This is a genomic window from Shimia sp. R9_2 (genome assembly GCF_017743735.1).
GTDB lineage: Bacteria > Pseudomonadota > Alphaproteobacteria > Rhodobacterales > Rhodobacteraceae > Shimia.
The window spans coordinates 525354-542410 of the sequence record NZ_JAGHRO010000002.1; the positions used below are offsets into that span (position 1 = coordinate 525354).

17 protein-coding genes are annotated in these 17057 nt (G+C 58.6%); 9 read left to right on the forward strand and 8 right to left on the reverse strand.

All coding sequences use genetic code 11. The annotated features are described in order from the left end of the window. Nucleotides 1–224: 224 nt before the first annotated feature. From J7400_RS07070 to J7400_RS07085, 4 genes are read left to right on the forward strand one after another with little or no spacing between them, the layout of a single operon-like run. Nucleotides 225–884: an ATP-binding cassette domain-containing protein gene (locus tag J7400_RS07070; protein ID WP_209061267.1), complete on the forward strand. Its 660-nt coding sequence runs from the start codon at nt 225–227 to the stop codon at nt 882–884. Then, nucleotides 862–2532, forward strand: coding sequence for a capsule biosynthesis protein (locus J7400_RS07075; RefSeq protein WP_209061269.1), 1671 nt, complete (start codon nt 862–864; stop codon nt 2530–2532). Before J7400_RS07070 ends, J7400_RS07075 begins: the two co-directional genes overlap by 23 nt. Next, the gene (gene kdsA, locus J7400_RS07080; RefSeq protein ID WP_209061289.1) at nt 2532–3365 is read left to right on the forward strand and encodes a 3-deoxy-8-phosphooctulonate synthase; all 834 of its coding nucleotides are present in this window, start codon (nt 2532–2534) and stop codon (nt 3363–3365) included. The genes J7400_RS07075 and kdsA overlap by 1 nt, the downstream gene beginning before the upstream one ends. Nucleotides 3366–3423: 58 nt before the next feature. Then, on the forward strand, nt 3424–4920 hold the full coding sequence (locus J7400_RS07085; RefSeq protein ID WP_209061291.1) for a phosphomannomutase/phosphoglucomutase: 1497 nt from the start codon (nt 3424–3426) through the stop codon (nt 4918–4920). Between the two features lie 127 nt (nt 4921–5047). Here the strand turns inward: J7400_RS07085 and J7400_RS07090 are convergent, their stop codons facing one another. Beyond that, on the reverse strand, nt 5048–5260 hold the full coding sequence (locus J7400_RS07090) for a helix-turn-helix transcriptional regulator (RefSeq protein ID WP_209061293.1): 213 nt from the start codon (nt 5258–5260) through the stop codon (nt 5048–5050). 8 nt (nt 5261–5268) lie between these two features. Continuing rightward, nucleotides 5269–5778: a hypothetical protein gene (locus J7400_RS07095; protein ID WP_209061295.1), complete on the reverse strand. Its 510-nt coding sequence runs from the start codon at nt 5776–5778 to the stop codon at nt 5269–5271. Between the two features lie 154 nt (nt 5779–5932). On the opposite strand from J7400_RS07095, the gene J7400_RS07100 reads away from it, so the two are divergent. Next, nucleotides 5933–6316 carry a glycine zipper 2TM domain-containing protein gene (locus J7400_RS07100; RefSeq protein WP_209061297.1) on the forward strand — a complete coding sequence of 128 codons (384 nt, stop codon included), beginning with the start codon at nt 5933–5935 and terminating at the stop codon, nt 6314–6316. 85 nt (nt 6317–6401) lie between these two features. On the opposite strand, the gene J7400_RS07105 is transcribed toward J7400_RS07100, so the two are convergent. The 5 genes from J7400_RS07105 to J7400_RS07125 form a co-directional block, all read right to left on the reverse strand. After that, nucleotides 6402–8414, reverse strand: coding sequence for a M3 family metallopeptidase (locus J7400_RS07105; RefSeq protein ID WP_209061299.1), 2013 nt, complete (start codon nt 8412–8414; stop codon nt 6402–6404). Between the two features lie 172 nt (nt 8415–8586). Then, a complete protein-coding gene (locus J7400_RS07110) occupies nt 8587–9636 on the reverse strand; it encodes a HesA/MoeB/ThiF family protein (RefSeq protein WP_209061302.1) in 1050 nt (349 codons plus the stop codon). Then, a complete protein-coding gene (gene dut / locus J7400_RS07115) occupies nt 9636–10103 on the reverse strand; it encodes a dUTP diphosphatase (RefSeq protein ID WP_209061303.1) in 468 nt (155 codons plus the stop codon). Before dut ends, J7400_RS07110 begins: the two co-directional genes overlap by 1 nt. Before the next feature lie 41 nt (nt 10104–10144). Continuing rightward, nucleotides 10145–11341, reverse strand: coding sequence for a bifunctional phosphopantothenoylcysteine decarboxylase/phosphopantothenate--cysteine ligase CoaBC (gene coaBC / locus J7400_RS07120; protein ID WP_209061305.1), 1197 nt, complete (start codon nt 11339–11341; stop codon nt 10145–10147). A gap of 82 nt (nt 11342–11423) precedes the next feature. Then, on the reverse strand, nt 11424–12221 hold the full coding sequence (locus J7400_RS07125; RefSeq protein WP_247738656.1) for a ChaN family lipoprotein: 798 nt from the start codon (nt 12219–12221) through the stop codon (nt 11424–11426). 133 nt (nt 12222–12354) lie between these two features. On the opposite strand from J7400_RS07125, the gene cobU reads away from it, so the two are divergent. The 4 genes from cobU to J7400_RS07145 all read left to right on the forward strand — a co-directional run bounded on the left by cobU (nt 12355) and on the right by J7400_RS07145 (nt 15971). Then, complete coding sequence (gene cobU / locus J7400_RS07130) at nt 12355–12876, forward strand: bifunctional adenosylcobinamide kinase/adenosylcobinamide-phosphate guanylyltransferase (protein WP_209061307.1); 522 nt, start codon at nt 12355–12357, stop codon at nt 12874–12876. Beyond that, nucleotides 12873–13451 (forward strand): histidine phosphatase family protein, encoded by a 579-nt coding sequence (locus J7400_RS07135; protein ID WP_209061309.1) that lies wholly within the window; start codon nt 12873–12875, stop codon nt 13449–13451. The genes cobU and J7400_RS07135 overlap by 4 nt, the downstream gene beginning before the upstream one ends. Before the next feature lie 58 nt (nt 13452–13509). Continuing rightward, nucleotides 13510–14376, forward strand: a complete 867-nt coding sequence (locus J7400_RS07140; RefSeq protein WP_209061318.1) for a glutathione S-transferase — start codon at nt 13510–13512, stop codon at nt 14374–14376. 80 nt (nt 14377–14456) lie between these two features. After that, entirely contained in the window at nt 14457–15971 is a 1515-nt protein-coding gene (locus tag J7400_RS07145) for a YifB family Mg chelatase-like AAA ATPase (protein WP_209061320.1), read from the forward strand. A 107-nt stretch (nt 15972–16078) separates the two neighbouring features. Here J7400_RS07145 and gshB read toward each other — a convergent pair whose 3' ends face one another. Beyond that, the gene (gene gshB / locus J7400_RS07150; protein WP_209061322.1) at nt 16079–17014 is read right to left on the reverse strand and encodes a glutathione synthase; all 936 of its coding nucleotides are present in this window, start codon (nt 17012–17014) and stop codon (nt 16079–16081) included. Nucleotides 17015–17057 lie beyond the last annotated feature (43 nt).

Genomic DNA, 17057 nt, shown 5'->3' on the forward strand with positions numbered 1-17057 from the left:
GCGCCGGTATTTTTTCATCCTGCTGTCGGCCCACGCTGGCGTGCCTTCACAACTGTGCGAAATCCGCTGCAGTTTTATGTGTTTATTGCCCAATTCTTGCCGCAGATAGTTGCTAATAGACATCACAATCCTCCATATTGGAGCAAATCGCCGACAGAGCGTTAACAATCATGCGCTACACTTACCCAAGTATACGCACATTTGAGCAGTACCGGGAGCAGTCGATGCTCGAGTTCGACAACGTGAGTAAGTCCTTTTGGACGGGCACGCAGCGCAAGGTCATCCTTGAGCAGGTGTCTTTTCGCGTGGAGTTGGGCAATTCTCTCGGCATTCTCGCGCCCAATGGCACCGGCAAAACCACTCTGATCAATATGATGGCCGGTTTGGAGAAACCCGATGAGGGTGTGATCCGCCGCGAATGCCGCATCTCCTTCCCACTTGGGTTTATGGGCGGCGTGGTCAACAAACACACCGCCGTGGAAAACAGCCGCTATATCGCGCGCCTTTACGGTCTTGATCCGGACTATGTGGAGGCCTTCTGCCGCTGGCTCTGCAATCTGGGTGAGTATTTTGACCAACCGCTGGGGACCTACTCCTCCGGCATGCGCTCGCGCTTCACATTCGCGCTGATGCTCGCGCTGGATTTTGATATGTATCTGATCGACGAGGGCATGCCCTCGTCAACCGATGTGGAATTCAACAAGAAAGCCGGTGATGTGCTGCGCGAACGCCTGCGCACCACCACAATTGTGATCGTGTCACACCAGCCCCAGGTGCTGGAAAAATTTGCACGCTCAGCCGCCGTGCTGCTGAATGGCAAGCTCTATATGTTCGACACCTTGGAAGAGGCAAAACAGCTCTATGACTACCAAACCCAAGGCTAAGAAATTCCGCATCCGCCGGTCAGAGTCCCTGGATGTCCCCGCAGCAGGTGGCGCCCCGCACAACGCCGCGCCGGGGGCTGCCCCCACGCGCCCGCCGGTTCAGGTGGTGAAAAAGGGAATGCATCCGGCAGGCGCCGCACAATCCGCCCCCGACAACGGCGCCGCCGTCCCCACATCACAAGCCGCGCCCGAGCAGCCCACGCCACAGGGCGCAGAAGCAGAAATCGACGCCATCAAACGCGAAGGTCTGACAGGCCGTCAGTTGCGCATGGCCCGCCGTATGGCGCAAAAGAACGAATTGCCCGCCACCTCGGATTATGACGCCGTGCGTGTGTTGCGCAACGCTGGCATTGATCCGTTCCAGCGCACCAACATGCTCGATCTGATGCCCACCTCCAAGGGCGAGAAAGCTCCTGCCGGTGGCCGTGTTCAGCTCCCGCAAACCATGCCTGTCGGCAAATCCAATCTGCCTTCCACCGAAACCATGTCGCCCTCAGAAATGCGGGCGCTGGAAATTGGGGAAATCCAGAAAGACATCGCGCGCCGTCGCCGCAAGCGTATGCTGCTCTTGCTGGCGCGCCTTTCCGCTTTTGTGTTTCTGCCAACGCTGTTTGCTGGCTGGTATTTCTATTCGGTGGCAACACCGATGTATTCCACCAAATCCGAGTTCCTGATTTTGCAGGCCGACGCCGCAGGCGGCTCAGGCGGTATTGGCGGGCTGCTGTCAGGCACGCAATTTGCCACCAATCAGGACAGCATCGCCACACAAAGCTACCTCGCCTCCAAAGACGCGATGCTGCGGCTGGATGCCGATGAAGGCTTCAAGGCCACCTTCAGCGAGCAAAATGTCGATCCGATCCAACGGTTGGACACAGACGCCTCCAATGAGGAAGCGTATAAGCTCTACAAAAAATACGTCAAAATCGGCTACGACCCCACCGAGGGCGTGATCCGCATGGAGATCGCCACCCCTGATCCGCAAACCTCCGCCCGCTTTGCCGAAGCGCTGATTGGTTATGCGGAACAACGGGTTGATGACCTTTCCCAGCGCAAGCGCGAAGACCAGTTGCGCGATGCCCGCGCCAGCCTTGAGCAGGCCAAAGCCGAACGGCGCGAGGCTCAGGCGGCCATGGTTGGCCTGCAGGAAACCACCATCCTTGACCCCGAAGGGGTGATCGCCTCCCTGCGCCAGCAAATCTCCAACGTGCAGATCCAGCTGCAGGAAAAAGAGCTGCAACTCGCCGCTCTTGAAGACAATGCCCGCCCCAATCAGGCACGTGTCGACGGTGTGCGCGGTGACATCCGCCGCCTCAATGCGCTTTTGGCACGGCTGCAAAGCGAGATGACCGAGGCCACACAAGGCGAAAGCTCTCTGGCCCAGCAGACCGCGCAAATCCAGATGGCGCAGGCTGATCTGGCCACCGCCGACCTATTGATGCAATCCGCGCTGCAAACTCTCAAGCAGACGGAGCTCGAGGCAAACCGCCAGGTGCGCTACCTCACCACATCTGTTGTACCTGTCGCCTCAGAGGACCCGTCTTATCCACGCAAGTTTGAAAACACGATCTTGGCCTTCCTGATCTTTTCAGGCATCTATCTGATGATCTCGCTCACAGCGTCCATCCTCAGAGAACAGGTATCTTCGTGATGAAACATGTAAACGTCGGCAATCTCACCATCGGCAATGATCTCCCGCTGACCGTCATCGCAGGCCCCTGCCAGCTGGAGAGCAAAGACCACGCTGAGATGATCGCCGGCACTATGAAAGAAGCCTGCGAAGCTGCCGGCGCGCAGTATGTCTTCAAGGCCAGCTACGACAAGGCCAACCGCACCTCCCTTTCCGGCATTCGCGGCATGGGCATTGAGGCAGGCCTCGCCGTGCTGGATGGCATCCGCAAGGATTTTGGCGTGCCCGTGCTGACCGATGTTCACACCGAGGAACAATGCGCCATCGCGGCTGAGGCCGTGGACATTCTGCAAATTCCCGCGTTTCTCTGCCGCCAAACAGACATGCTACTGGCAGCGGGCAACACCGGTGCGGCCGTCAATGTCAAAAAGGGCCAGTTCCTCGCCCCTTGGGAAATGGGCAACATTGTCACCAAGATCGAGAGCACCGGAAACACAAACATCCTGCTGACCGAACGCGGCACCTCCTTTGGCTACAACACCCTTGTGGCCGACATGCGCTCGCTGCCGCAGATGGCCAAAACCGGCTATCCCGTGGTGATGGATGCCACCCACTCCGTGCAACAACCCGGCGGTCAGGGCGGCAGCTCCGGCGGCCAGCGTGAGTTCGCACCGGTGATGGCCCGCGCCGCAGTGAGTATCGGAACCGCTGCTGTTTTCATCGAAACGCATGAAAATCCGGACACCGCCCCTTCTGACGGCCCCAATATGATCCCGCTGGATCAAATGGGCGCGCTTGTCACCTCCCTGATGCAATTTGATGCTTTGGCAAAGGCCAACCCGATCTCGATCTGATCGTATGATCGCCCCTTTTTGACGACCACGGACCACATTTTGTTAGAGAGACTTTGAAATGATGAAACCGATTGCCGATGTGCGCCCCAACACTTGGGAATTTCTGCGCGACCCGATGATCAAGCCCACCGGCTTTCGCGAATATGACGCGCGCTGGCAATTCCCCGAGGAGATCAACCTGCCCGGCATGACCGCGCTTGGCTTTGGTCTGGGCACCCAAATGCGCCGTCGCGGGATCGAGCCGGTGATCGCTGTGGGCAACGACTATCGCGACTACTCCGTGGCCATCAAAATGGCGCTGATCGTGGGCCTCATGAAAGCAGGCATCCATGTCAAAGACATCGGCCCCGCGCTTTCGCCCATGGCCTATTTTGCGCAGTTTCATCTGAACACACCTGCCGTCGCGATGGTGACCGCCTCCCACAACCCCAATGGCTGGACCGGCGTGAAAATGGGCTTTGAAAAGCCTCTGACCCATGGCCCGGATGAGATGGCCGAGCTGCGCGACATCGTACTCAATGGTGATTTTGACGCCCATGAGGGCGGCAAACATGAGGTCGTGGACGGTGTGCGCGAGGCCTATATCGACGATCTGGTGGGCGATTTCAAAATGTCCCGCCCACTGAAAGTGGTCTGCGCGACCGGCAACGGCACCGCCGCCGCCTTTGCGCCGGAAATCTTCAAACGCATCGGCGTTGAAGTGGTCGAAAGCCATTGTGAGCTTGACTACACCTTCCCCAACTACAATCCCAACCCCGAAGCCATGCTGATGCTGCACGACATGTCAGACAGCGTGAAAGCCTCCGGCGCAGATCTGGCGCTAGGTTTTGACGGCGACGGCGACCGCTGCGGGGTGGTGGATGACGAAGGCGAAGAGATCTTTGCCGACAAGGTTGGCGTGATCATGGCCAAAGATCTGGGCAAGATCTATCCCAACGCAACCTTTGTGGCTGACGTAAAATCCACCGGCCTTTACGCGGCGGACCCTGATCTGCTCGCCACCGGTGCCAAAACCGACTACTGGAAAACCGGCCACAGCCACATGAAACGCCGTGTACATGAACTCGGCGCGCTTGCGGGCTTTGAAAAATCCGGCCACTACTTCCTCGCCGAGCCAATTGGCCGTGGCTATGACTGCGGCATGCGCGTCGCCGTTGAGGTTTGCAAAATGCTCGACCGCAACCCGGATATGAAGATGTCTGACCTGCGCAAGGCCCTGCCCAAAACCTGGTCCACCCCCACCATGTCGCCCTATGCGGCTGACACCGAGAAATACGACATTCTTGAACGTCTGGTGGAGAAGCTTGTTGCCAAACATGAGGCTGGTGAAACCGTCGCTGGCCGCGCCATCAAAGAGGTGGTCACCGTCAACGGCGCCCGCGTCATTCTCGACAACGGCAGCTGGGGCCTTGTGCGCGCCTCTTCAAATACCCCGAACCTTGTGGTGGTGATTGAAAGCGCCGAAAGCGAAGCAGAAATGCGCGCCATCTTTGCCGACATCGACGCGGTGATCCGCACCGAGCCCGGTGTTGGCGACTACGACCAGAGCATCTGACGCGCATCTGCTAAGCATCACCAATAAAACAGAAAGCCCGGGCTACACCGCCCGGGCTTTTCTCATTCGTCAAATATCCGGGGTGAAGCCCCAACCCGTTGGGGCGAGGGCAGCGCCCCTAAGGCCCCTACTCATCCTCAGGCACATACTCCAGAATATCGCCAGGCTGGCAGCCCAGATGCGCGCAGATCGCCTCCAGCGTATTAAACCGGATGCCCTTCACCTTGCCCGATTTCAGCAGGCTCAGGTTGGTTTCCGTCAAACCAATTGCTTGCGCCAGTTCGCGCGAGGTCATTTTGCGTTTGACCAGTTCAAGATCGAGGTTGATGCGTATGGGCATGCGGCCTCCTACAGGAACTGGCTGTTCTCGTCAGCAATTTCTTGCGCCTGATTGAGAGATCGGCTGATCGCAAAGAAAACCGCCGCAAGCACCAGGAAAACCACGTCGATATCAATGTCGATATACTCAATCTCAGGCCGCAGCGCCGCTGCCAGATGGGCGCTCAAAACCACGGGTTGCATCGCGACATTAAGCGCGTTGAGCAACCAGAACCCCAAAAACGCCCAGGCACACAACCGCAGATGTTGCCCCATGCGGGCGAAATCCTGCGGATCGCGCAGCATCAAAATCCGGTCCAGCGCCCAAAACCCCAACCCAAGGCTGAACAGCGCAGGCCACATCATCGTCATTCCCACAATCAGCGCCCAATGCGGCGGCACCGCCATATCAAGCGGCAGATCAAACGTGTCCGCCAGCATCTCTGCATGCCCCATAAAGGCGCCGATCCACAAAACCGACCACCCGAAGGTGAAGTAAACAAGGGTGATCAGCATGGCGAGGCGGGCGACTAATTTCATGTTTTGCTCCCAAAGTTATTGCCCCTCAGTAATTCAATTAAGCTAAACATGCAATCTTTTACGTAAAACATAAAACTTTCCTCTTGAATTGAAAAACGACTCCTCTTAGGTAGCCGCCATCAAGACGAACCGATTTTCAAAAAAGGAATGAATGATGACCAACCGCAAACTGTCCCACAATGCATTGATCGCCTGCCTGTGCTCTGCCATGGCGCTTGGCGCCTGCACGGCGCCAGTGGACCGTCCTCTGACCGTGGACGGCACCCGCAACGCAAATTTCAATGACGACTACGCAGAATGCCACACCCAGGCCGCGACATTCAAAGACGGCACCGGCACGGAATATGCCGCCACCGGCGCAGTTGTCGGCGGGCTGATCGGCGCGGCTGATGCGGATGATGCACTCGAAGGTGCCGTGGTTGGCGCCGCCGTGGGCGGTCTTGTCGGCTCTGCCGAAGCCGCTTCGGAGCGCGACCACACCCGCCGTGACGTACTGATCCGCTGTATGCAAAATCGCGGCCACAGCGTGATTGGCTAGTGTCTCCAACTTGGCTTACCTCGCCAATAAAAAGACCCGCGCCAGCCTCTGCCAGCGCGGGTCTTTTTGCTTTTATTAAATGGCCTTAGGCGGTGAGCCCGCGCCCTTTCAAAAGAGCTTCGACGCCAGGCAAACGCCCCCGGAACCGCTCATAAAGCTGTCCCGCATCCACCGATCCCCCGGTGGAAAGGATATGCGTTTCCAGCGCTTTGGCTGTGTCAGAATCAAAGGCGCTTCCGGCCTCCTCAAAGGCTTCAAACGCATCCGCATCCATCACCTCTGACCACATGTAACTATAATACCCGGAGCTGTAGCCGTCCCCGGCGAAGACATGGGCGAAATGTGGTGTGGCGTGGCGCATGGTGATCGCCGCGGGCATGCCCAGCTCTGCCAGAACCTCGGATTGCTTGGCCATCGGATCCTTTGGCGCAGCCCCCTCGTGGAACGCCAGATCCACCAGGGCCGAGGCGACATATTCCACCGTGGCAAACCCCTGATCGAAATTCGCCGCCCCCAACACTTTTTCCAGCATCTCTTTGGGCATCGCTGCACCGGTCTCTGCATGCGTGGCATATTCCGCCAGCACCTCTGGCACCTCGAGCCAATGTTCGTAAAGCTGGCTGGGCAACTCCACAAAATCCCGAGCCACGGAGGTGCCTGAAATGCTCTCATAGGTCACATTGGACAGCATCTGGTGCAGCGCATGGCCGAACTCATGGAACAGCGTGCGCGCATCATCATAGCTCAGGAGCGCCGGATCACCCTTTGCAAAATTGCAGACATTGATCACCACAGGCGCCTGTACCTCGGGGAATTTCGCCTGCGCCCGCATCGCAGAACACCAGGCCCCGGAGCGTTTGCTCCCGCGCGCAAAGTAATCGCCGATGAACACCGCCACATGTTCGCCGTCTCGTGTCACATCCCAGGCCCGGCAGTCTTCGTGATAAAGCGGCACATCCAGCTCTTTGAACTCCAACCCAAACAGGCGGGTTGCACAGGCAAAGCTTGCCTCGATCATCCGATCAAGCTGCAGGTAGGGCTTGAGCGCCGCCTCATCCAGATCATGCTCCGCCTTGCGCCGCTTCTCCGCATAGTAGCGCCAGTCCCAAGGAGCCAGATCACCATTCACACCATCCGCATGCATCATCTCTGTCAGCACAGCCGCATCCGCCTCCGCGCGCGCCTTGGCTGGCTCCCAAACCGCCATCAACAGATCCCGCACCGCACCGGGCGTCTTTGCCATCTCGGTCTCAAGCTTATAATCCGCAAAGCTCGCGTAGCCCAAAAGCTTGGCGCGTTCCTCACGCAGCGACAGGATCTCCGCAGCAATCTCACGGTTGTCAGTTGCACCGCCATTGGCCCCGCGCGCAGCCCAGGCCTCAAAGGCTTTCTCCCGAAGATCGCGGCGCGGTGAAAACTGCAGGAACGGCACAATCAACGAACGCGACAGCGTCACAACGGGCCCGCCTACCTCTTTCTCCTCGCCAGCCGCGCGCGCCGCATCCACCACAAAGTCGGGCAGCCCTTCCAGATCCGCTTCGGCCAACGACATGAACCACTCGCGCTCATCCGCCAACAGGTTCTGGGTGAACTCTGTCCCCAGAACAGCCAATCGAGATTTGATCTCTTTCATGCGCGCATCCTCAGCGCCCTCAAGCGCTGCACCACCCCGCACAAAGCCGCGATGGGTCAGCATCAACACCCGCTGCTGCTCCTCTGTGAGGTCCAGCGTGTCGCGCGCTTCCCAGATTGTCTTGATCCGACCAAAGAGCGCCTTGTTTGCGGAAATCTCCGCACTATGCGCCGCCAGTTTTGGCGAGAACTCCCGCTGCAAAGCCTCGCGCGCTGGATTGCTGTCCGCACCCGCCACAGTGAAGAACACAGAGAGCACCTTATCAAGCCCTTCGCCCGCGGCTTCCATCGCCTCAATCGTATTGGCAAATGTCGGCACCTCGGCGTTATCGGCAATCGCCGCCACGTCAGCTTTATGCGCCAGCAAAGCCTCCTCAAAGGCGGGCGCAAAATCAGCGTCGGAAATCTTGTCAAACGGCGCGAGCGCAAATGGTGTGTCCCAGGTGGACAACAGCGGATTGGTCATATGGGAATCTCCTTTGGTCGCGATCTTAGCACCGCATGCCGGGGCCGCAATCTCCCGCCACGGCTGGCACACAGGCCGTTTGCCACAATGGTTAACGCTGATTTTGTGCCGAAAATGACACCGACGCGTTATTGCCGTGATACAGACGCGATACCGACGTGGATTTCAAAGGTTAACGCGCCCCGCAAGTCGGGCAATCCGCGCGGCGATTGAGGGTGATTTTGCGGGTCTCTCCCCACAGCGCATCATAGATCATCATCTCACCGCGCAACGCCGCTCCCGCTCCGGTAATGACCTTGATCGCCTCCGCTGCCATCATGGTGCCCACCACCCCGGGCAGCGGACCAATCACCCCCGCTTCGGCGCAGCTCGGTGCCAGCTCCGGTGCAGGCGCTTCTGGGAAAATGCACTGATAGCACGGCGTTTTCCGGGCTGTATCAAACACGCTGAGCTGCCCTTCCCACTGCGACAAAGCTCCGGAAATCAGAGGCTTGCCCTGCTCCACACAGACTTCATTCACCAGATAACGGGTGTCAAAATTGTCCGTGCCATCCAAGACAAGATCATACTCGCCGATGATCTCCTCCGCATCGTCAACGCTCAGCCTGCGCGGATAAGGCACCACCTGCACAAAGGGGTTTTGCGCCACCATCGCCTCCGCTGCCGATAGCACCTTGGGCGTACCAATGGCCTCATCCTTGTGGATCACCTGTCGCTGCAGATTGGAGTTATCGACCACATCGTCATCCACCACCCCAATACGCCCCACGCCCGCCGCTGCAAGATACAGCAGAACCGGCGATCCAAGCCCTCCCGCCCCAATCACCAAGATCTTGGCATCTTTGAGTTTTTTCTGCCCCAGCCCACCAATTTCGCGCAGCACAATATGGCGCGCATAGCGGTTGAGTTCAGTGTCGGAAAACAGCTCCTGCGCCGCTTCTTCCTGTGCTGTCTCGGTAGCCCGAGCCTCGGCTTTCGCGCGCAGTTTTTGCAACATTGTGGAATAGGCCAGCACCAGCGCCACCGCACCGCCGATCATCAACCACATGGCAAGGCTGCCACCGGTGGCAATCGCGAGCGGATGGTCAGCTGGGAACACCACCTGCACGCCAATAACCGCCAGATATAAAACAAAAATCATGCTCCAACGGGCAGACTTCGGAGCACCCATCAAAAGGCCAATCCCCCAAAGCACCGCCGCCATCGCCAGAACCAGCAGCATCAGCTCACCCCGGTGGAGCCAAAGCCACCCGTGCCGCGCTCAGTCTCACTAAGCTCTTGATCTAATTCAAAATCCGCAACAACCACCGGCGCGACCACCATCTGCGCAATGCGCATGCCATGGCTGATCTCAATGGTTTCCAGCCCAGCGTTCAGCACGATCACCCCAAGCGGGCCGCGATAGTCACTGTCAATTGTTCCAGGCGAGTTTGGCAATGTCAGGCCCTGCTTCAGCGCAAGTCCGGATCGCGGCCGCATCTGCACCTCATAACCCTCTGGTATTTCGAGAGAAAGCCCCGTTGGAATCAGAGCACGCAATCCCGGTGCAAGCCGCAGCCCTGCGCGTTGTTCAGGCGGAAAGTTCGCCCGCACATCCGCACCGGCCGCCCCAGCAGTTTCATAAGACGGCAGGCCAACAGATTGATCCGCCCCCTCAAGCCACTTCAGCTTAATGTTCACGCGTCCCATGCTCTTCTCATTCTTCAAATATCCCCGCCGGAGGCCGCGCCTCAGCCAACCAGTGTTTCCGCTATCCGAGCAGCCAGTTTCTCGGCCACCTCAACTTTACCCATACGCGGCCAAGCCTCTGATCCCACATCAGAAATCAAGGTCACAGCATTTTCGCTGCCGCCCATAATCCCGGTCGCTGGGCTCACGTCATTGGCGACAATCCAGTCACATCCCTTTCGGATACGTTTGGCGGTGGCGTTTTCGATCACATCATCGGTTTCCGCCGCAAACCCCACTACCAACGGTGGCCGCCCGTCGCCCATTTGGCTGACGGTTGCGAGAATGTCCGGGTTCTCCGCGAACTCCAGCACAGGCAATCCGCCTTTGGTCTTTTTTATCTTGCTGTCAGAAGCGCTTGCCACCCGCCAATCCGCCACCGCCGCACAGAATACGGCCGCATCAACCGACAGGTTTTTCTGCACAGCCGCCAGCATCTCCTGCGCCGTTTCAACCTCGATCAACGTCGCGCCTTCTGGCCGCGCCGCATCCGCCGGGCCGGTGACAAAGATCACCTCCGCCCCCAATTTTATGAGCGCCTGCGCGATCGCACTGCCCTGCGCACCAGACGAGCGGTTCGCAATGTAGCGCACCGGATCAATCGGCTCATGCGTCGGCCCTGAGGTCACCAAAATACGCCGTCCCTGCAGCGGCCCCTCGGCCAGAACCTCCTGAACTGCCTGCACAATTTCCATCGGCTCAGCCATGCGGCCGGGGCCAAACTCCCCACAGGCCATATCCCCGTCATTGGGGCCGACAAAGGCAATCCCATCAGCCTTCAGCTGCCTCAGATTGCGTTGTGTCGCCGGGTGATCCCACATCCGGACATTCATCGCGGGTGCGACAAGCACCGGCGTGTCTGTCGCGAGCAGCAGCGTGGAGGCCAGATCATTGGCCATACCCTGCGCCATTTTTGCCATCAGATCGGCTGTGCCGGGTGCGACCACGATCAGATCTGCCGAGCGGGACAGTTGTATATGCCCCATGTCCGCTTCATCGGTCAGATCAAAAAGATCCCGATAGGCCTTCTCTCCTGCCAGTGAGGACACCGACAATGGCGTCACAAATTCTTCTGCGGCGCGGGTGAGCACCGGGGTCACCCAAGCCCCGCGCTCACGCAGCCGCCGGATCAGCTCAAGCGATTTATAAGCCGCGATTCCACCTGCGATGATCAGAAGAATACGTTTGTCTGTCAGCATTTAGCAGGCCTTTCTGATGCCGGGTTGGCTCAAGTTAGGCCGCCGCGCTCACAGACTCAAGCCGCCGAATAGCGCAGCAAGCTCATTTGAAGGCCGCACAGGGATCTTCGCGCTCCGCCGCTTCGGTGACAATCCAGGCATCATAGGGCGGTACACCCTCAGGCTCCGCCTCAAGCTGCCCAAAGGTCACCACGGAAATGCTCGGATCCATCAGCGAAGGTGCCCCCCAGTCGTTGCGCACATGGCCATTGCCGCTGATCACCACAACCGGCCCACCGGTGTCTCGGAGTGCCTGCGTGGTCGCTTGCGCAAGTCGCGCATCCCGCACCCGCTGCGCGGTCACCATGATCGGCAACATCTCTTCCGGCAAAGCATCACAATGCGCCGCCATCTGCATCTTTTCGCGTTCTGCCTGCTGCGCCTCTGGCAAGGGGGCTGTCAGGCCATAAAGGTCGGCCTCACCGCCCACTGCAGCGCTGAAATCACCGTCAGACAACACCCGGCGCACCACCTCTCGCGGTACTTGCGCGCCATAGATGCGCGCCCCTTCAGAAACCGCAAATATCGGGTAGTACATTGAAAAATCGGGCCAACCGCTCTCATCCCACCCCAAGGCCTCTTCCAGCGCCTCAGCATTGTCCAAGAGATCCGGCGCCACCACGGCAGCCTGAAATGGCGTCAGCATTTCAAACACAATCGCCTTGGGGCCAATCGACAATGTGGCCTGCGCTTGGGTGCCATGATGCACCGGATTGTCATGCACTTCGCCAAGGAACACCACATCAACCCCTTTGAGGAGGCTGAGATCCAGCTGTTCCGCCTCTGCTGCAGCACCTGCCAACGCAAACGCCAGAGCACCCGCTTTCACCATATACTTCATAGATTAACCAATACGCCTCTGATCCGGGGATGCAAGCGATCTTGGCTGTGTGGTTTTGCCTCATCCGCTTTCCGACTTGCCCTCGCCCGCTGTTTCCCGCAGGGTGCGCGCCAACCAGTCGAAAGGACCATTAATGCTGCCCAAACTGAGCCTTATTCTTGGCGGCGCAGCGTCAGGAAAATCTGTCTTTGCAGAACAATTGGTAATGGATACCGGGCAGCCCCGTATCTATCTCGCCACGGCGCAGGCATTTGATGGAGAGATGGAAGCCAAGGTTGAAAAACATCTGCTTCAGCGCGGCCCTGACTGGCAAACCATTGAAGCGCCTCATGAAACAGCCGAAGCGCTTAAAGACCTGCCAGCGGAGTCTGTCGTGCTTCTGGATTGCGCGACCATGTGGCTCTCCAATCACTTGCTGGCAGAAAGCGATCTTGTGGCGGAGCAAGGCAAACTCCTGAATGCGCTCACAGACTGTGCTGCACGGGTGGTGGTGGTCTCTAACGAAGTGGGCCTTGATGTGGTCCCGGAAAACAAACTCGCGCGCCAATTTCGCAACGCCCAAGGCTCGCTCAATCAAGCACTTGCACGACAGGCAGACCTTGCGGTTCTGGTGGTGGCCGGACTGCCCATGGTCTTGAAGGGGAAATTGCCATGACCGAATTGCATCTTGTGCGCCATGGACCAACCCATGCGAAATCCATGGTGGGCTGGTCAGACCTGCCCGCAGATCTTTCCGATACCGACGCTCTTTCCCGGCTCTCAAACCACCTGCCCGAAGACGGTCTGGTGATCAGCTCTGATCTGCAGCGGTGCGTTGCCACAGCAGACGCCATTCAGGGCAGTCGCACCCGCCTTCCACATGACCCGAAGCTGCGAGAAATCCACTTTGGCGACTGGGAACTCAAGAATTTCAAAGAGATCGAAGCCGAGGATGCCGCCCTCGCCCGCGCCTATTGGGAAAACCCTGGCGATGTGCGACCGCCAAATGGCGAAAGCTGGAACGAGGTCTGCGCGCGTGTAAATCCCGCCATAGACCACTTGATCGACACGCATCGCGGTGGCAAGCTGATTGTGGTTGTGCACTTTGGCGTGATCCTCACCCAAGTGCAGCGTGCAGAGCTCCTGACAGCCGAAGAGGCCTTTGCCCATCGGATCGACAATCTCTCCGTCACCTCTTTCAAAATCGCAGACACCGGCTGGGCCACGCAGCAAATAAATCAATTACTGTGATGGATATCGTCAAAATGTTTCGCTTTGACGATTAATCACCAATTGCTAGCCTACCGCCATGACGTATGATCTTTATCTTGGCGATTACGCCTATTCCTCGTGGTCCCTGCGCGGCTGGCTTCTGTTCGAAAAATTCGGCATCGCCCGCAACACTACGCTTGTGGACTTTTCCAACCAATCGGTGGCTGAGCAGCTCACTAAAATCGCCCCGGCGCGCACGGTACCAGCGGTCAAATTCCCCGAAGGTGCGGTCGTCTCAGACAGCCTTGCTATCGCCGAGGAACTGGCAACCCGACATCCGGACGCCAGGATCTGGCCCACCGACCCCGGTGCGCGCGCGACGGCACGCAATTTGGCCGCAGAGATGCACTCCGGTTTCTTCCCCTTGCGCAACGACTGCCCGATGAACCTGCGCATTTCCTATGAAGATGCCCGCCCCTCAGAAGCGGTCCTGGCAGATCTTGCGCGCCTTGAAACCATCTGGGAACACGCTCGCACATCATACGGAGAAGACGGCCCATGGCTCTGCGGCAGCTATAGTGCAGCGGATGCGTTCTTTGCGCCGGTTGCCGGGCGCATTGCAGGCTACAATCTCCCCGTTGGCGACGCGGCGCAGGCCTATGTTGCTGCCCATCTCTCCGATCCCGCATTCCGCCGGTGGCGCGCCATGGGGCTCGTGCACGGGCAAACGCTGCCTTGGTATGCCAAAGACTACCCACCCCGCCCTTGGCCCGGCCCAGCGCCCCGCAAGGCTGTGGCTGTGGCAGCCACTAGTGCTGAGAATGCCAACTGCCCCTATTCCGGCAAACCCGTCACCCATTTCATGGAAATGGAAGGCCGCATCTTTGGCTTCTGCAACGCCTTCTGCCGCGACAAAACTGTCGCCGACCCAGAGGCGTGGCCCGCCTTCATGGCCCTGCTTTAGAGGGCAATTAACCTTTCGCTAACCATCCCCCGCTACCAATTCTTTAGGTTTCGTTTATTGTTTTGGTGGCGGGGTGTGCCATGGTTGCGCGCGCATATACGGTGGCGTTTGAAGGGGTTGACGCCCATCAGGTCGAGGTGCAATGCGCCCTCACGCCGGGGCTTCCAGCCTTCTCAATTGTCGGGTTGCCGGACAAGGCGGTATCTGAAGCGCGAGACCGGGTCCGCTCTGCACTTGCCGCCATGGCAATTGCTTTGCCGTCAAAGCGCATCACCATCAATCTTTCTCCCGCCGATCTACCCAAAGAAGGCAGCCATTTTGACCTGCCGATCGCGGTGGCATTACTTGCGGCGCTCGGGATCATCCCAGAAGACGCCTCCGAAAGCACTGTCAGCTTGGGAGAGCTGTCGCTGGACGGCTCGCTCGTCGGGGTCACAGGCGCGCTGCCGGCTGCGATGAGCGCCGCCGAGGATGATCGCACCCTGCTCTGCCCAGCTGCTTCCAGCCCGGAAGCCGCTTGGGTTGCCGCGACGCAGGTCATTGGGGCCGCGACACTTGCAGATGTTGTGCGGCACTATAGCGGGCAGTCGCCGCTTCAGCCCTCAGAGCCTGGTGAAGTGCATGCCCCCCAAAGCTCCCTCGACCTTAGGGATGTCAAAGGGCAGGAACGCGCGAAACGCGCTTTGGAAATCGCAGCGGCGGGACGCCACCATCTCTTTATGGTGGGCGCGCCGGGGTCCGGAAAATCCATGCTGGCTGCGCGCTTGCCCACGATTTTGCCTCCGCTCAGTCCGGCAGAGGCTTTGGAAACCTCGATGATTCATTCCATCGCGGGCCTGCTGGATCAGGGGGGCATTTCACGCAGCCGCCCGTTCCGCGAGCCGCATCACACTGCCTCCATGGCGGCCATTGTCGGCGGTGGGCGCCGCGCCAGCCCCGGAGAAATCTCGCTCGCCCACAATGGCGTTTTGTTCATGGATGAGATGCCGGAATTCTCCCGTGCCGTACTCGAAACCCTGCGCCAGCCGATAGAAACCGGGCAAGTCATGATCGCCCGCGCAAACGCTCATGTGACATACCCTTGCAAATTCATGCTGATTGCGGCGGCCAATCCTTGCCGCTGTGGTCATATGTTTGATCCTTCCCAAGCCTGCGCACGCGTGCCCGATTGCGGACAGGATTATCTGGGGCGTCTGTCCGGCCCGTTGCTGGACCGGTTGGATCTGAGGATCGAAGTGCCGCCTGTGGCTTACCGCGATCTTGACCTGCCCGCAGACGGCGACACCTCGCAAACTGTGGCCGCGCGTGTTGCACAAGCCAGAGAGCGACAAATTCATCGTTTTGGTGAGGATAGCACCATCCGTGCAAACGCCGATATTCACGGTCAACAGCTCGAAGAGATCGCCACTCTGGATGCGGAAGGGCGGCAATTGCTCTCTCAAGTGGCGGAGCGCTTTGGCCTTTCGGCCCGCGGCTACCATAGGGTCTTGCGGGTGGCGCGCACCATTGCCGATCTCGACAGCTGCGACACCATAAGGCGCCCGCACCTCGCAGAGGCTATAAGCTTCCGCCTGTCAACCGCGCCTGACAGCTGATCAAAGAAACAAGGCCCAGCAGTCGCTGAGCCTCGCAAAGATCAAATTCTGTGGCTGAGCTGATACCTCTCCATCAAAGCCAAGAGAAGCGCGCCCATTCTGTGAGTCTAGGCCAATTTGCCTTCAATCGCTTCCCAGATCTTCTCGGCAATGTTCACCCCGTCAAAGCGCTCCAACTCCTGAATACCCGTTGGCGAGGTGACGTTGATCTCTGTGAGGTAGTCCCCAATCACATCGATCCCGACAAAAATCTGCCCTTTTTCGCGCAGGAGTGGACCAATCGCGGCGCAGATTTCCAAATCACGCTCAGTCAGACCAATCTTCTCTGGCCGCCCGCCCACATGCATATTGGAGCGGGTTTCCCCCGCAGCCGGCACGCGGTTGATGGCACCGACAGGTTCCCCGTTCACAAGGATCACACGTTTGTCGCCATTGCTCACGTCAGGCAGGAACTTCTGAACGATCAGAGGTTCCCGACTAAACCCGGTGAACAGCTCATGCAGCGACGTGAGATTGCGGTCGTTGGCGTCCAGGCGGAACACCCCTGCACCGCCATTGCCATAAAGCGGCTTCAGGATCACATCGCCATGCTTGGCTTTGAATTCCTTAATGGTTTCCAGATCCCGAGCAATTGTCGTGGGGGGTGTCAGCACTGGGAAGTCCAGCACCAGCAGCTTCTCTGGATAGTTGCGCACCCAGAAGGGATCATTCACCACCAAAGCTTTGCCCGCCAGCCGATCCAGCAGATGGGTGCTGGTGATGTAATGCATGTCAAACGGCGGATCCTGACGCAGCCAGACCACATCGAAATCTGCCAGATTTACGCGTTCAAACGGGCCGAGATCCACATGATTGCCCTCTTCGCGGCGCACCACCATCGAATGTCCGCGCGCTGTAATTTCGCCTTCTTCATAGGCCAGATGATCAGGGGAGTAGTAAAACAGCTCATGACCGCGCGCCTGCGCTTCTTCAGCGATACGGAAAGAGCTGTCCGCATTGATATCCACGCCGGTGATCGGATCCATCTGGAAGGCAATTTTCATGTCAAAGACCTCTTGATTTGCCCAAACTACATGGCCCATGCAC

Coding starts and splice junctions, on each gene's coding strand:
- coaBC (WP_209061305.1), bottom strand. CDS start 11,341: ATGCTGACAGACAAACGTATTCTTCTGATCATCGCAGGTGGAATCGCG.
- J7400_RS07085 (WP_209061291.1), top strand. CDS start 3,424: ATGATGAAACCGATTGCCGATGTGCGCCCCAACACTTGGGAATTTCTG.
- J7400_RS07070 (WP_209061267.1), top strand. CDS start 225: ATGCTCGAGTTCGACAACGTGAGTAAGTCCTTTTGGACGGGCACGCAG.
- kdsA (WP_209061289.1), top strand. CDS start 2,532: ATGAAACATGTAAACGTCGGCAATCTCACCATCGGCAATGATCTCCCG.
- J7400_RS07105 (WP_209061299.1), bottom strand. CDS start 8,414: ATGACCAATCCGCTGTTGTCCACCTGGGACACACCATTTGCGCTCGCG.
- J7400_RS07140 (WP_209061318.1), top strand. CDS start 13,510: ATGACGTATGATCTTTATCTTGGCGATTACGCCTATTCCTCGTGGTCC.
- cobU (WP_209061307.1), top strand. CDS start 12,355: ATGCTGCCCAAACTGAGCCTTATTCTTGGCGGCGCAGCGTCAGGAAAA.
- J7400_RS07090 (WP_209061293.1), bottom strand. CDS start 5,260: ATGCCCATACGCATCAACCTCGATCTTGAACTGGTCAAACGCAAAATG.
- J7400_RS07095 (WP_209061295.1), bottom strand. CDS start 5,778: ATGAAATTAGTCGCCCGCCTCGCCATGCTGATCACCCTTGTTTACTTC.
- dut (WP_209061303.1), bottom strand. CDS start 10,103: ATGGGACGCGTGAACATTAAGCTGAAGTGGCTTGAGGGGGCGGATCAA.
- J7400_RS07135 (WP_209061309.1), top strand. CDS start 12,873: ATGACCGAATTGCATCTTGTGCGCCATGGACCAACCCATGCGAAATCC.
- J7400_RS07125 (WP_247738656.1), bottom strand. CDS start 12,221: ATGAAGTATATGGTGAAAGCGGGTGCTCTGGCGTTTGCGTTGGCAGGT.
- J7400_RS07075 (WP_209061269.1), top strand. CDS start 862: ATGACTACCAAACCCAAGGCTAAGAAATTCCGCATCCGCCGGTCAGAG.
- J7400_RS07110 (WP_209061302.1), bottom strand. CDS start 9,636: ATGCTGCTGGTTCTGGCGATGGCGGCGGTGCTTTGGGGGATTGGCCTT.
- J7400_RS07100 (WP_209061297.1), top strand. CDS start 5,933: ATGACCAACCGCAAACTGTCCCACAATGCATTGATCGCCTGCCTGTGC.
- gshB (WP_209061322.1), bottom strand. CDS start 17,014: ATGAAAATTGCCTTCCAGATGGATCCGATCACCGGCGTGGATATCAAT.
- J7400_RS07145 (WP_209061320.1), top strand. CDS start 14,457: ATGGTTGCGCGCGCATATACGGTGGCGTTTGAAGGGGTTGACGCCCAT.